This window comes from Reyranella sp. CPCC 100927 (genome assembly GCF_007859315.1).
Taxonomy (GTDB): Bacteria; Pseudomonadota; Alphaproteobacteria; order Reyranellales; family Reyranellaceae; genus Vineibacter.
In genome coordinates, this window is record NZ_VOHA01000003.1 from 435,140 (window position 1) to 449,145 (window position 14,006).

The window sequence follows — 14,006 nt, forward strand, 5'->3', positions numbered from 1 at the left end:
GGGTCAAGCGCTCCCAAGCGGCGCGATGCGCCAGATTCCGAAGGGCAGGTCCGCCGGGTCCAGACGCAGATGCTGGATCTTGCCGTGCCACGTCATGGTGCCGCCCCGCATCAGGTCCTCGGCAACGACGGCACCGCTGTCAGGCAGACCCCATTCCCACAATGGGACCTCGATGTCCGCTTCGTGCGCGCTGTGAGGATCGAGATTGACGGCAACGAGGACGACATTGTCCCGATTCGCCGTGGCCTTGCCGTAGTAGAGGATGTGATCGTTGAAGGCGTTGTAGAACCGCACGCCAAGATGGCTCTGCAGTGCCGGATTGCGTCGGCGGATGTCATTGAGTCTCGTGATCTCGGCGACGATGTTGCCGGGCCGATTCCAGTCCCAGGCGCGCAGCTGGTATTTTTCGGAGTCCGCATACTCTTCACGTCCGGGCAGCGGCGTTGCCTCACAGAGTTCGAAGCCGTTGTACAGGCCCCACAGGCCCGACAATGTCGTCGCCAGTGCGGCTCGAATGAGGAAGCCCGGTCGGCCGGAAGTCTGGAGAAACAGCGGGTTGATGTCGGGTGTGTTGACGAAGAAATGCGGGCGGAAGAAGTCACGCGGCGCCGTGGTCGTCAGTTCCGTGAGGTACTCGGTCAGCTCGTACTTGGTGTTGCGCCATGTGAAGTACGTGTACGACTGGCCGAAACCGATCTTTGCCAGCTGATACATCACCTTGGGCCGTGTGAAAGCCTCGGCCAGGAAGATCGCGTCCGGGTGCCGGGATCGAATGTCGGCGATCAGCCACTCCCAGAATGGAAACGGCTTGGTGTGCGGGTTGTCGACCCGGAAGAGGCGAACGCCTTGATCGACCCAGAACTGCACGACATCGCGCAATGCGATCCACAGTGACGGTCGCGCGCCCGACGCATAGAAATCGACGTTAACGATATCCTCGTATTTCTTCGGCGGGTTTTCCGCGTAGCGCAGCGATCCGTCCGGCCGCCAGTCGAACCAGTCTGGATGCTGCTTGAGCCAGGGGTGGTCTGGCGCGCACTGGATGGCGAAGTCCAGGGCCAGTTCCAGGCCGTGGTCGGCCGCGGCCTCCCGCAGACGGCGGAAATCGTCCAGCGTGCCCAACTGCGGATGCAACGCATCGTGGCCGCCCTCTGATGAACCGATGCCATAGGGACTGCCGGGATCATCGGGCGCAGCCTGAAGGCTGTTGTTGCGTCCTTTGCGGTTGATGCGGCCGATGGGATGGATCGGCGGGAAGTAGAGAACGTCGAAACCCATGTCCCGAATGCGCGGCAGGTTTCGGATAACGTCGTCGAACGTGCCGTGGCGAGCCGGATCGCCGCTCTGCGAGCGCGGAAACAGTTCGTACCAGCTGGCAAACTCGGCGGCGCGGCGATCAACCTCCACCACCACAGGCGGTTCATGCCGCACCGCAAAGGGCCGGTCATCCACGCGCGCCATCAAGGCGGCGGTCGGCTCAGCCAGCAGGGCCTCGACCTGTTTTGCCGGCGGAAGCGACGGAAGGTCTCTGGCGATCTGGTCCAGGTTCGCGGCTATTTCGTCCTTGGCGCGCTGGGCGGCGGCGGCAATCAGCACCCGGCCTTCCTCGATTTCCAGGTCGACCGTGCGGCCAGCGCCAAATTTCTTGGCCAGTTCGTCCCGGTACGTCGCGAACGCATCATTCCATCCTTCGACCGTGAATACGTACTGGCCCAGACGTTCGAGTGGAAATGTCGCCCGCCAGCGATCGTTGCCCAGCGGCTCCATCGGCCGCTCGCTCCAGTCACTTTCGTCGACATGGCGCCAGAAGAGGGCGGCAGCCAGAACGCCGTGCCCGTCGCCGATCAGGTCGGCCTCGACCACGACGCGCTCGCCGACCAGGCGCTTCACCGGGAAGCGTCCGGCGTCCACCGCCGGGGCAATGGACTCGATCGCCAGGCGCGGCGCTCCGACGGCCTTGGCCGCCGGAACGCGAGGGGCACGTCGCTTCTGCGACACCGGGCGATCGGCGGGTGCCAGCAATCGCACCTCTCCCGGTTCCAGCACGATGGTCGTGTCGGGCAGTACGACGCCACCGTCGGCGGGCCGCACGTAGCGATAGCGCGCGCCGCTGCGTGCCGTTCGCGCCAGCAACGATGCCGCATCGACAGGGGTGGCGGCGGACAGATCGGCATTCACCACAATGAGGCGCGCTGAAGCACCTGCCCCGGATGACTGCAGTACGGCCGCGATGTCGGCTCCCGGCGCGGAGATCAACCTGCCAGGCTGATCCGATGCGCCAAGCCCGGCGGATGCGCTCAGTGCGTTGGCAGCCCTGATGTCATCCGCACAGTCGTAAACGGGTGACTGGCGCAGGCTCTGGAAGTCTTCCGGTTTGTCGCGCGCCGGATCGAGTCGCCGCGACGTTGCGAACTCGGTTCCCATCGGCATGATCCAGCCGGAACCATAGGCGGCCGAAAACAGTACCGCGCGTCGATAGCGGCGGCGCAACAATGTCGCATCCCGGCAGTCTTCCGCCAGCCTTGGCCCGAACAACGCTTCCGCCAAACCAAGCGGCGGTGCGATTGATCGCAGCCGTGCTTCCTCATCCAGCAACCACGGGGCGCGGTAGTCCCACCAGGCGGTGGACGATACGGTGTGGCTGAAGGGACAGCCCGCGAGCGCCGCGAGTGCGCCCTGCGTCATGCCAGGGGTCCATGCGATGAATGCGGCGTCGGACGTGTGATCGTGGACGGCCTTCAGCAGGCCTCGCAGTGCAGAAGGCGATACCTTGTCCGGCGCATGGCAGCGAAAGCCTCCCACACCGGCATCCAGCCAGCGCCGCAGCCGTTCACGCCACCAGCCACCCAGTTCATTGTCGTGCAGCAGTGCGTCGGCTCGCACGGCGAGTGAAGAATGGTCCTCCTGCGAGGCCCTGGGATCGGGAAGGATCGCGTCGTCGCCGGTGATCGAGAACCAGTCAGGGTGTTCGGCGACGAGCGTCGCATCGCGTGCAACCCGGTGAACAACAAGATCGAGCAGAAGCGTGAGGCCGTTGGCGCGGCACAGCTTGGCGATCGCTGCCACGGCCTCGTCGGCGCTGCCGTCCCATTGAAGGATCGGATGACATCTGTTGTAGTCGGATACGGAAAATACATTGCCCGAGCGTCCGGGCAGGAAAAGGGGCGCGACCAGCAGGTGATCGAATCCGAGCTGGACACAGCGCTCAATGTGCTGGGGCCATGACTGCAGCGGGCCGGCCAGCAGCGGATGCAGATAGTAGATGCAAGGTTTTGAGCTTCGCACCCCGGGCATCCTTCCGCATGACGATGTTGTTGCAACGCCCGTGTTTCGCCCCGGGCGCCAGATCAAACGTGATCGCGGATTCCAACGCCGGACAGGGGGGATGGGTTCCGCGCCGAATGCTTGACGGAAGGCGCTTGTCGGGAACAAAAACAGACACCCGGCCCCGGATGTGGGCCAAGTGGAGTCCTGTCGTCAGGCGGCCGTAAGGGCGTTACCGCATGCCGGCCGCGATGTAGGCGTCAACGGCGTATCGACGCATCATGCGCTGCGTGTTGAAGTAGCTGGCCACCTTGCTGATGGCCTGTTTCATCATCCAGATCCAGCGCGCACGATCCTTGTAGTAAAGGGGCAGCACGGCGATCCCCAGCTTGTCGTAGAGTGCTGCCGCGGTGGGGACATGATCGGGCCGGTCGTCGCCGATCGCCCAGCCTGTGACGCCTTCGATCCAGGCTTCGACCCACCAGCCATCCAGCACGCTGAGATTGAGTCCTCCGTTCAGTGCCGCCTTCATCCCGCTGGTGCCCGACGCTTCCATCGGCGGCACCGGCGTGTTGAGCCAGACGTCCGTGCCGGCAACCAGCATCTGCGCCAGATTCATGTCGTAACCCGGAAGGAAGGCAACGGTGACCTTGCCCTTCAGACGCTCGATGTGGCGGTGGATGTCCTGGATCATCTGGCGCCCGGGCTCATCCGCGGGGTGCGCCTTGCCCGCCATCACGACCTGAAACGGATGCTGCTCGCCAATCGATATCAGGCGCTCGAGATCGGAAAACAGCAGGTCGGGCCGCTTGTAGGATGTCATTCGGCGTGCGAAGCCGAGGATGGGTTGATCAGGCGATAGCTTGACGTGGCTTCGCGCCCGCACCAGCGAAATCAGATCGGCCTTGGCTTCCTGGTGGGCATGCCACACGTCATCATTGGTGAGCTGGTCTGCCCGCGCCATCAGCTCCGGCTCAAGGCCCCATGACGGGAAGTGACGATTGAACAATTTGGCGAACGACAAGTGAGCCCAGGTCGGCGCGTGGATACCGTTGGTGATCGAACGAACATGATAACCCGGAAACATGCGGGTTGTGGTCTCGGCGTGGCGACTGGCGACGCCATTGACATAGCCGCTGAGTTTCAGCGCGAGATGCGTCATGTTCATGTTGTCGGCGCCGGCCAGCAGCTTCAGCTGCGCCATGTCGACGTAGCCGTCCAACAGCCGTGACACGAGGTCGTAGGGGAAACGGTCGTGACCTGCCTCCACCGGTGTGTGGGTGGTGAAGACGCAGCGCTCGCGCACCGGCCCGACATCGTAGATGATGTCGTTCGCGTCGACCTGATCCGGCGGTCGCGGATAGCGGCGCAGCAGGTCGAGCGCGAGCAGGGCAGCGTGTCCCTCGTTGAGGTGATAGGCCTGGACGTTGAAGCCCAGCGCATCGAGGATGCGTATGCCCCCGATGCCGAGCACGATCTCCTGCTTGAGCCGATAACCCTCGCCTGAGCCGTACAGTCGGTCGGTGATCGTGCGGTCCTCGGCATTGTTCTCCGGCAGATCCGTGTCCAGCAACAGGACCGGCACGGTGTGCTTCAACGCGCCACGCAGGACATACAGCCACGGCCGGATCCAGATTTCACGTCCCTCGACGGGCAGCGCGATCTTGGCTCTCAGTGGGACGGCGTAGTCGGCAGGTTCCCAGGGATCGGGATGCGCCACCTGGCAGCCGTCACGATCGATCTCCTGGCGCAGATATCCCTGCCGGCTGATGAGGGTCACGAAGATCATGGGCAGTTCGAGATCGGCAGCCGATCGTGCGGTATCGCCGGCCAGCACACCCAGTCCGCCACTGTAGGTATGCATTTCCGCGCGCAGGGCGATTTCCATCGAGAAATAAGCGATCCGGGTGCGTCCGATGTAGCGGCCGATCGTCGGCGCGGACAACGTCGGTTTCATGCTCGAGCTCCCCCTGACTGATCATCAACGAGCGTGAGTGCGTAACGATGTGTCTGGAGTGAGGCGGGATTGCGGCCGCAGGCATGTTGCTGCAGCAAGCTGAAGACTTGCTGTTGCGGCAATGCCCGCGCAACAACTGCGTGGTCGAACTTGGAACGACTCAGTGACTCGATTTTTCCTGATGTCAATGATGCGCGGAGCATCCTCATCACCGGTCACTGTTTTGGCGCAGCCGCGAGCGGTTGCGGTGGGCACGTGAAACCTGATCCGCAATTTGCTTCCAGGTTTGGATCTGTTTTGGCTTGATCCTCGTTCGGTATTCTCCAAGCTTGTCCGGAGGAAAGCGAGCGGGCAGTGGTGCAGTCGATGGGCGGATTGAGCGGACGCCGTATCCTGATAGCCGAGGATGAAGCGCTGCTGGCGATGGCTCTGGAAGACTTGCTCCGTGATGCCGGGTGCGAGGACTTTGCAATCGCCGGCAGAGTGGAAGACGCACTGGAAAGCATCAGGACGCAGCGACCGGATCTGGCAACGTTGGATCTCGACCTGCACGGTCAGCATTCCTTTGCGGTCGCTGACGCTTTGGACGATGGTGGTGTGCCATTCGTGATCGTGTCGGGCTGTAAACCGGATGTCGTTCCCGCGCGACATCGCGCCCGGCCGTACATCGGCAAGCCGTTCCAGCCCGCCGATCTGCTGCAAACCCTCTGCAATCTGCTCGCGCCGTCCACTGTCCCCGGATTGAAGTAGGACCTGGTCCGTCAGGGATGGCGGCAAATGTCGTTGCAGTTTTTATTTAACGTGTTAAATATTTTGGATGATCCACATTACGGATGACGGCAATGACCGGTGAGCTGACGCAACGCGTGACACGTGTGAAATCAATGATCGCGGCCATCGCCGGGGGCACGCTGCCGCACTTCATCGACGGCGCGCGGACGCCCGCCCACAACGGTCGCGACTTCGACAATCTGTGTCCCATCGACAACAGCGTCATCTGCAAGGTGAGTGCGGGTGATGCCGACGATGTCGCGACAGCCGCGGCGGCGGCCAAAGCGGCTTTTCCCGCCTGGCGGGCGATGCCGGCCGCCAGGCGCCGCGCGCTGCTGCACCGTATCGCCGATGCCATCGAGGCACGCGCCGAGGAGATCGCGCTGGTCGAGAGCTACGATACCGGCCAGGCGATTCGCTACATGAGCAAAGCGGCGGAGCGGGGCGCCGAGAATTTCCGCTTCTATGCCGACAAGGTGCCCGAGGCGCGCAACGGCCTCTCGCTGCCGGCGGAGCAGCACGTCAACTACACCGTGCGCCAGCCGATCGGGCCGGTCGGGGTGATCACCCCGTGGAACACGCCTTTCATGCTGGCAACCTGGAAGATCGCGCCGGCACTCGCCGCGGGATGCACGATCGTCCACAAGCCGGCGGAGTGGAGCCCGCTGACGGCCGCGCTGCTGGCCGAGATCGCCTATGACGCGGGCCTGCCCAAGGGTGTCCTGAACGTGGTGCACGGTTTGGGGGAGAGCGCCGGCAAGTCGCTCACCGAACACCCCGACATCAAGGCGATTTCCTTTGTTGGCGAATCGCTGACCGGCAGCCACATCATGGTGCAGGGCGCCCCGACCTTGAAGCGGGTGCTGTTCGAACTGGGCGGCAAGAACCCGGTGATCGTCTTCGACGACGCCAATATCGATCGCGCGGTCGACGGCGTGGCCTTCATGATCTGGAGTCTCAATGGCGAGCGCTGCACGTCGAGCAGCCGGCTGCTGGTGCAGAAGGGGATCGAGCGGGAGTTTCTCGCCGCCGTGGCGGAGCGCGCCAAGGCCCTGAAGGTGGGCCATCCGCTTGAGCCCGCGACCGAGGTCGGGCCGCTCATTCATCCCCGGCAGCACCAGAAGGTGATGAGCTACATGACCATCGCCCGCGAGGAGGGTGCCACAGTGCTGGCTGGCGGCGACCGGCCGCAGGGCCTGGAGGCCGGCAACTTCGTGTCGCCGACGCTGTTCGCGCAGGCCCGGCCGCAGATGCGCATCGCGCAGGAAGAGATCTTCGGACCTTGCCTCACCGCCCTGTCGTTCACCGACGAAGCCGAGGCCATCGCGATTGCCAACGACGTGCGGTACGGGCTTGCCGCCTATCTGTGGACCCGCGATGTGGGCCGCGCGCACCGCGTTGCCGATGCGCTGGAGGCCGGCATGATCTGGGTCAACTCGGAGAACAACCGCCATCTGCCAGCGCCGTTCGGCGGCATGAAAGCCAGCGGCATCGGCCGCGACGGCGGCGACTACGCCTTCGAGCACTACATGGAGCAGAAGAACATCTGCATCGCCTACGACACGCACGCCGTGCCGCGGATCGGCATCAAGTAGGCGGCGCGGCCGGCGGCTCCAGGAAGTCGAAACGGAAACCGCCGGGCCGGGGCATGACCCGGCCCGCGGCGCCGCGGCCGAAGTGGGTCGGCAGGATCAGGGCATCGGACTCGCAGTGGCGCTGGAGAAACGCGGTCCGTGTCCGGCCCGAATGTGCCGGGTCATGGCAGAAGCAGCTGCTCCATTGCGGCTCCCAGACCTGGATCGGGTGGTGCATCAGGTCGCCGGTGAGGACCGCATGCCGCGTGCCCTGCAGATGCAGGCAGAGGTGGCCCGGCGTATGGCCGGCCGTGAGCTCCAGATAGACACCGGGCTCGATTTCGTAGCGATCGTCGACCAGGACGGCCTGGCCGGCGTCGAGAATGGGCTGCACGCTGTCCTCGAGGATGGGACCGTCCGGATCGGGCTGGTTTGCCTGCCAGAATGCGAACTCGATGCGGCCGAAGAGATAACGGGCATTGGGGAATGTCGGCACCCAGCGCCCGTCGGCAAGGCGCGTGTTCCAACCGACATGGTCGGCATGCAGGTGGGTACAGAAGACGACATCGACCTGCTCCGGCGCCAGGCCGAGCGCGCGGAAGTTGCCCATCCAGGGTGAGTTGAGGTGGTGCCACTGGGGCTTGGTCCGCTCCTTGTCGGCGCCGACGCAGGTATCGACCAGGATCCGGTGGTGGCGCGTTTCGATGACATAGCTGCGGCGGTCCATCCAGAGCAGGTCGCGCGCCGCATCGTACAGGTCGGGCTCCATCCAGTGGCGATGGGCGGCGACCGCTTCCGGCGTCGAATCCGGCAACAGATCGTGTGGCCGAAAGCGCGGGCCAGCGAATTCCATCACGTCGCGGATCACGATTCCGCCGAGGTCGATCGGTTTCATGTCTTATCCTTCGCCGTGGACGATCTGGCCGCGCGCCACCGTCATGCGGGCCTTCAACCGGCCGACACGATCGGGTGTGATGGCCGTCGGGTCCTCGTCGACCACCGCGAGGTCGGCCAGCATGCCTGGTTGCAGGCGTCCGCGATGGGTCTCATGGAACATGGTGTAGGCGCCGGCGCCCGCGTAGAGGTGAAGGGCTTCCGATGCATCAAGCGCCTCGTCGGGGCCGATGACAAGGCCCCGGGCGGTGCGGCGGTCGACGGCCGCGGCCATGCCGATGAAGGGCGATGGCGGGCCGATCGGCCCATCCGAGCTGCCGGCAACGGCAATGCCGGCGTCCAGCAGCGAGCGGCCGGGATAGAGGCGATGGACGCGCTGGGGCCCCAGTGCCGCGGTGAAGCCGTCACCCAGATTGCGCAGGAAGCCCGGTTGCGTGATGACGACGCTGCGCGTTGCCTGCAGTGCGGCAATGGCGCCGGGGCCGGGGTAGCCCAGGTGCTCGATCCGATGCCGCGAGTCGGCACGCGGTGTGGTGCGTTGCGCTTCGGCGTAGGCATCGAGTGCCGTGGCGATCGCCACATCGCCGATCGCATGGACCGCGATCTGCCAGCCGGCCCGGTGCGCGGCGAGAAAGTCGCGTTTCAGGTCATCGCTCGGCTTCATGAGGAAGCCGCAGCCAGGGCAGTCGTGGTAGGGCTCCGAGAACGCCGCCGTGCGGGCACCGATGATTCCGTCGGCGAAGAACTTCAGCGTGCGGATCTGCCAGTCGAGATCGACCGGTCCCGGCATCAGGCCCTGCGCGGCCGCTTCCTCGGCGTCGATGCGCAGCATGAAGCCCATGCGCAGCGGAAACGCATCGGCCTGGCGCAACAGGCGCCAGACCTCCCACTCGGTGGCGAAACCGGCAGTAAACCCGACGGCAGCCTCGACGGCCGCGGTGATGCCGAAGCCGAGGTACTCGCGCGCTGCCGCGCGGATGGCGGCTGCCAGCCGCTGCGGCGAGGGCCGCGGCGCGCGAGCATAGACGGCGTCGGCGGCAAGCTCGGCGAGGCTGCCCGTGAGGTGGCCGTCGCGCCGCTCGAACCGGCCGCCTTCGGGATCGGGCGTCGATTCGTCGATGCCGGCGGCCGCCAGCGCGGCGCTGTTGGCGACGGCAAAGTGGCCACCGACGCGGCGGATCATCACGGGCCGGCCCGGCTGCACCCGGTCGAGCTCCTCGCGCGTGGGGACACGTTTCTCCGCGAGATTGAATTCGTTGTAGCCCGAGCCGATCACCCATTCATGGGCGGGGACGCCAGGGGCTGCGGCGGCGAGGCGATCGATGAGACGATCGATCGAATCCACCTCGGGGTCGGAGAGTGGCGTCTGCAGCCGGTCCTCGGCGATCGCCAAGAGGTGGATGTGGGCGTCGGTCAATCCCGGGACCACGGTCGCGCCACCCAGCGCGATCCGCCGGTCGGCGGCTGGCGCTTCGGCGGCAGCCCCGATCCAGGCGATGCGATCACCTTCCATGAGCAGCGAGTCGTGACCGGCGGGCAGCGCATCGTGGCCAACGAGCCGCCCGCCGGTCAACAGAAGGCGATAGGGCCTACTCGGCATCCTTGATGACCGCGATCATGTCGATTTCAACCTTCAGGCCCTGGCGGGCGAGGTGAGCCACGCCGACGGTGGTGCGCGCCGGCGGATCCTTGGGGAAGTATTCGCGGAACACTTCGTTCATCGCCTGGAACTCGTTCATCATGTCGGTCATGGCGATCGAGACCTTGAGCGCGGTTGCCAGCGACGCCCCGCCGGCTTCAGCGACGGCTTTAACGTTCTCCAGCGCCTGGCGCGTCTGCGCCTTGATGTCGGCGGGGAATTCGCGGGTGACGGGATCGGAACCGGTCTGGCCGGAGACGAAGAGCAGCTTGTCCCAGCGAACGCCGGGTGAGTAGGGCACTCCCGGGCGCAGGCCCGTCTTGGGAACGACGACGCGGCGGTCCATGGCTTTCTCCTTCAGGGTCAATCGTCGGATGGGTCTGTCTCGGCATAGCGGTTGCCGCCGCCGAGGTAGACTTCGGTGACGCGCGGGTCGTCCCGCAGCGCCGATGCGGTGCCGGAGAGGACGATCTCACCCGCCTCCAGCACGTAGGCGCGATCGGCGATGCCGAGCGCCAGATGCGCGTTCTGTTCGACCAGGATTGCGGTGAGGCCACTCGCCTTGAGCGTGGCGATCGCGGCCAGGATCTGCTGAACGATCCGTGGTGCGAGCCCGATCGAGGGCTCGTCGAGCATGAGGATGCGCGGCTGCGCCATCAGGGCGCGGCCCAGCGCCACCATCTGTTGCTCGCCACCCGACAGCGTGCCGGCGGCCTGCCGGCGCCGTTCGGCCAGCACCGGGAAGAGATCGTAGACACGATCAAGGCCACCGCTGTTGCCACTGCGCGCGCGCGGCGTGAAGGCACCCAACCGCAGATTGTCCTCGACACTCAACCGGCCGAAAAGCTCACGCCGCTCGGGGACGATGACCATGCCCATGGCGACCCGGCGTTCCGGCGGCTCGTGGCGCAGGGCCTGGCCGTCGAAGGTGATCGTGCCTTCGCGCGCGGGCAGCACACCCATCGCGGCGTTCAGAAGCGTCGTCTTGCCGGCACCGTTCGGCCCGATCACGGTGACGAACTCGCCCCCGTCGACGGTCAGGCTGGCACCCGAGAGCGCTACCGCCTCGCCATAGGCAACGGTCACGGCGTTGAACGACAGCAACGTGGTCATGCGACACCGCCGAGATAGGCATCGATGACCAGTGGGTCGCGTTGCACGTCTGCCGGCGTGCCACGGGCGATCACCTCGCCGCGGTTGAAGACGACCAGCCGGTCGACGACCGACATCACCAGCTCCATGTCGTGCTCGACGAGCAGGATCGTCATGCCTTCGCGGCGCAGGCGGCGCAGCAGCTTTACCAACTCCAGCTTCTCTGAAAAGCGCAGGCCAGCCGCCGGTTCGTCCAGCAACAGCACGACCGGGTCGGCCAACAGCGCGCGGGCGATCTCGACGATCCGCTGCCGGCCCAGCGGCAGGCTGCCGGCGGCGGCGTACGCCACGTCGGCGAGACCGACGCGCTGGATGGCCTCGTGGGCTGCCGTGAAAATCGCGCGCTCCTCGGCGCCGTTGCCACCGAACAGGCCGCTGGCGATGCCACATCGCGTGCGGGCGTGTGCGCCGATCGCAACGTTTTCCAGGACGCTGAGGGTAGGCACCAGCTGCACGTGCTGGAAGGTGCGTGCCAGGCCGTCGCCCACAATGCGATCGGTGTGCCGGGCCAGCGGCCTGCCGCGAAAGCGCACGGCGCCGGCGGTCGGACGCTGCAGTCCGGTGATGACGTTGAACACGGTCGTCTTGCCGGCCCCGTTGGGTCCGATCAAGCCGACCATCTCGCCGGCGCCCAGCGTGAAGCTGACACCACGCAGCGCCTGCAGGCCGCCGAAGCTGACAGCGACGTCCTCGACCTCGAGCAGAACGCCGCCGGCATCGGCATCGTGCCCGCGCTGGGGCAGGGGCGTTCCGCCGGTGGTCGGCGGCAGTACTGTGGGCAACAGGTGCGCCGGCCACAGGCCGCCGGGCCAGCGCACCAGGACCAGGACGAGGATGGCGCCGAAGACGATGATTTCGTAGTTGCCGGAGACGCCGAGTCTGTTGGCGAACAGGTCCTGCGCGCCCCATTCGATGCCCTGGATCACAAAGGCGCCGACGATGGCGCCGGCGCTGTGCGCCGGGCCGCCCAGCACCGCCATGATCAGGAACTTGAACGACGCGCCAAGATTGAACGGAGTCGGACTGATGAAACGGATGTGATGGACGTAGAGCACACCCGCGATCGCCGCCACGATCGCGGACAGGATGAAGACGCGGCTCTTCAGGGCGGCGACGTCGATCCCGAAGCTGGTCGCCATGGTCTCGTGTGTGCGCACGGCGGCGACCGCACGACCGATCCGCGATACCTGCAGCCGGCGGAAGGCCACGACGATACTCAGCGCCACGGCCCACACAATGCAAGCATAAAGGCGCTCGTCGCGTAGCTCGAAACCGAACAGGCTGATCGCCGGGATCTTGTCGAGACCGGAGGCACCGCCCGTCAGCTCACCCCAGGCCAGGAACACGCCGAACAGACCGATGCCCCAGGCCAGCGTCGCCAGCGGCAGGTAGTGACCGCGCAACCGTAGCGTGACTCGGCCGATGACCGCCGCAGCCAGCGCGGTGAGCAGGACGCCCGCCGGCATCGCGAGCCAAGGGCTGACGTCGTAGCGCAGGCACAGCACCGCCGACACATAGGCGCCCAGGCCCATGAAGGCGCCATGACCCAGGGAGACCTGGCCGGCCTGCAGCAGCAGGACCAGGCCTGCGACGACCATGGCCGACAGGCCCGTGAAGGTCAGCAGGCCGACATAGAAAGGTGGCAGTACCCAGGGCGCGACAAGCAGCAGCGCGCCGACAAGCAGCGCCCAGATATGACGCGACATCACGCCTCCTGGCCGGGCTTGAGGCGATGGCTGCGCCACAGGAGGATCGGGATCAGCAAGGCGAAGACCAGAACTTCACGATAGGCGCTCCAGGCATAGGCCGACGTCGATTCCAGAACGCCCACGGCGAACACGCCGGCGAGCGCCAGCGGGTAGTCGATCAGGCCGCCCATGGCGCTGCCGACGAAACCCTTGAGGCCGATGACGAAGCCCATGTCGTAGTGGGCCGTCACCAGCGGGGCCAGCAGCATGCCGCTGGTGGCGCTGAAGGCGGCGCCGAGAAAGAAGGCAAGCGCCCCGGCGCGGGCAACCGGGATGCCGCAGAACTGGGCGCCCAGCCGGTTGATCGCGGTCGCCTGCAGGGCCTTGCCGTAGAGCGTGAACTCGAAGAACGCGTAGAGCGCCGCCATGATGACGATGGCGATCGCGATGATCGCGATGCTTTGCCAGGCCAGGAACAGCGGGCCGACGCTGATGCCGCCGTTCGCCAGCGGCGCCACCGAATAGGTGCTGGAACCCCAGAACAGCAGGCCGACACCCTGCAGCACCATGTCGACGCCGACCGAGATGATGACGAGCACGACGGTGCTGGCATTGGGATTGGGTTGTACCGTGACGCGATAGACGATGGGGCCGAGGCTGGCGACCAGCAGGATCGCAGCCGGCATCGCCAGGAAAGCAGATCGTGGCGCGGCGAGAACGCCGGCCGAGATGCCGGCCAGGACAAGACAGGCCAATGCCGCGCCGCCCAACACGCGCATCATGGCGCGGCGATTATGGCGCGCGGTCCAGGCGGACGTGACGCCCCACAGTGCCAGCCCGGTGACGACGATCGCCATGGTGGCCGGCATGCGGCCATCGAGCAGGTCGGCGTAGGTGAGGGCACCCAGCATCACGTACTCGCCCTGCGCGATGTTGACCACGCGCGTCACCGAATAGACGAGCACGAGGCTGAGCGCGACCTGGGCGTAGACGGCGCCGTTGGTCAGGCCATCGGCGAGGAGGAAGAGAGCTGTGTCGAACATGGGGGATGAGCGGGCTGCGGGCCC

General features: G+C 66.0%; 10 protein-coding genes. 2 read left to right on the forward strand and 8 right to left on the reverse strand.

Annotated features, from left to right (window positions below; genetic code table 11):
• Window positions 1–3: 3 nt before the first annotated feature.
• Together FQU96_RS11500 and glgP are read right to left on the reverse strand one after the other, a co-directional pair.
• Window positions 4–3,294: a maltotransferase domain-containing protein gene (locus FQU96_RS11500; RefSeq protein WP_146541253.1), complete on the reverse strand. Its 3,291-nt coding sequence runs from the start codon at window positions 3,292–3,294 to the stop codon at window positions 4–6.
• 202 nt (window positions 3,295–3,496) lie between these two features.
• Window positions 3,497–5,221: an alpha-glucan family phosphorylase gene (gene glgP, locus FQU96_RS11505; protein WP_146541255.1), complete on the reverse strand. Its 1,725-nt coding sequence runs from the start codon at window positions 5,219–5,221 to the stop codon at window positions 3,497–3,499.
• Window positions 5,222–5,575: 354 nt separating this feature from the next.
• On the opposite strand from glgP, the gene FQU96_RS11510 reads away from it, so the two are divergent.
• A complete protein-coding gene (locus FQU96_RS11510) occupies window positions 5,576–5,971 on the forward strand; it encodes a response regulator (RefSeq protein ID WP_218574684.1) in 396 nt (131 codons plus the stop codon).
• A 92-nt stretch (window positions 5,972–6,063) separates the two neighbouring features.
• Window positions 6,064–7,587 carry a 5-carboxymethyl-2-hydroxymuconate semialdehyde dehydrogenase gene (gene hpaE / locus FQU96_RS11515; RefSeq protein WP_146541257.1) on the forward strand — a complete coding sequence of 508 codons (1,524 nt, stop codon included), beginning with the start codon at window positions 6,064–6,066 and terminating at the stop codon, window positions 7,585–7,587.
• On the opposite strand, the gene FQU96_RS11520 is transcribed toward hpaE, so the two are convergent.
• From FQU96_RS11520 to FQU96_RS11545, 6 genes are read right to left on the reverse strand one after another with little or no spacing between them, the layout of a single operon-like run.
• Window positions 7,580–8,461, reverse strand: a complete 882-nt coding sequence (locus FQU96_RS11520) for an MBL fold metallo-hydrolase (protein ID WP_146541258.1) — start codon at window positions 8,459–8,461, stop codon at window positions 7,580–7,582. The two genes, hpaE and FQU96_RS11520, sit on opposite strands and share 8 nt — an antisense overlap.
• 3 nt (window positions 8,462–8,464) lie before the next feature.
• The gene (locus FQU96_RS11525; RefSeq protein WP_146541260.1) at window positions 8,465–10,060 is read right to left on the reverse strand and encodes an amidohydrolase; all 1,596 of its coding nucleotides are present in this window, start codon (window positions 10,058–10,060) and stop codon (window positions 8,465–8,467) included.
• Complete coding sequence (locus FQU96_RS11530) at window positions 10,050–10,445, reverse strand: RidA family protein (RefSeq protein ID WP_146541261.1); 396 nt, start codon at window positions 10,443–10,445, stop codon at window positions 10,050–10,052. Before FQU96_RS11530 ends, FQU96_RS11525 begins: the two co-directional genes overlap by 11 nt.
• A 17-nt stretch (window positions 10,446–10,462) precedes the next feature.
• Window positions 10,463–11,212 carry an ABC transporter ATP-binding protein gene (locus FQU96_RS11535; protein WP_146541263.1) on the reverse strand — a complete coding sequence of 250 codons (750 nt, stop codon included), beginning with the start codon at window positions 11,210–11,212 and terminating at the stop codon, window positions 10,463–10,465.
• Complete coding sequence (locus FQU96_RS11540; RefSeq protein ID WP_146541265.1) at window positions 11,209–12,957, reverse strand: ATP-binding cassette domain-containing protein; 1,749 nt, start codon at window positions 12,955–12,957, stop codon at window positions 11,209–11,211. Before FQU96_RS11540 ends, FQU96_RS11535 begins: the two co-directional genes overlap by 4 nt.
• Window positions 12,957–13,982 (reverse strand): branched-chain amino acid ABC transporter permease, encoded by a 1,026-nt coding sequence (locus FQU96_RS11545; protein ID WP_146541267.1) that lies wholly within the window; start codon window positions 13,980–13,982, stop codon window positions 12,957–12,959. Before FQU96_RS11545 ends, FQU96_RS11540 begins: the two co-directional genes overlap by 1 nt.
• Window positions 13,983–14,006: the final 24 nt, after the last annotated feature.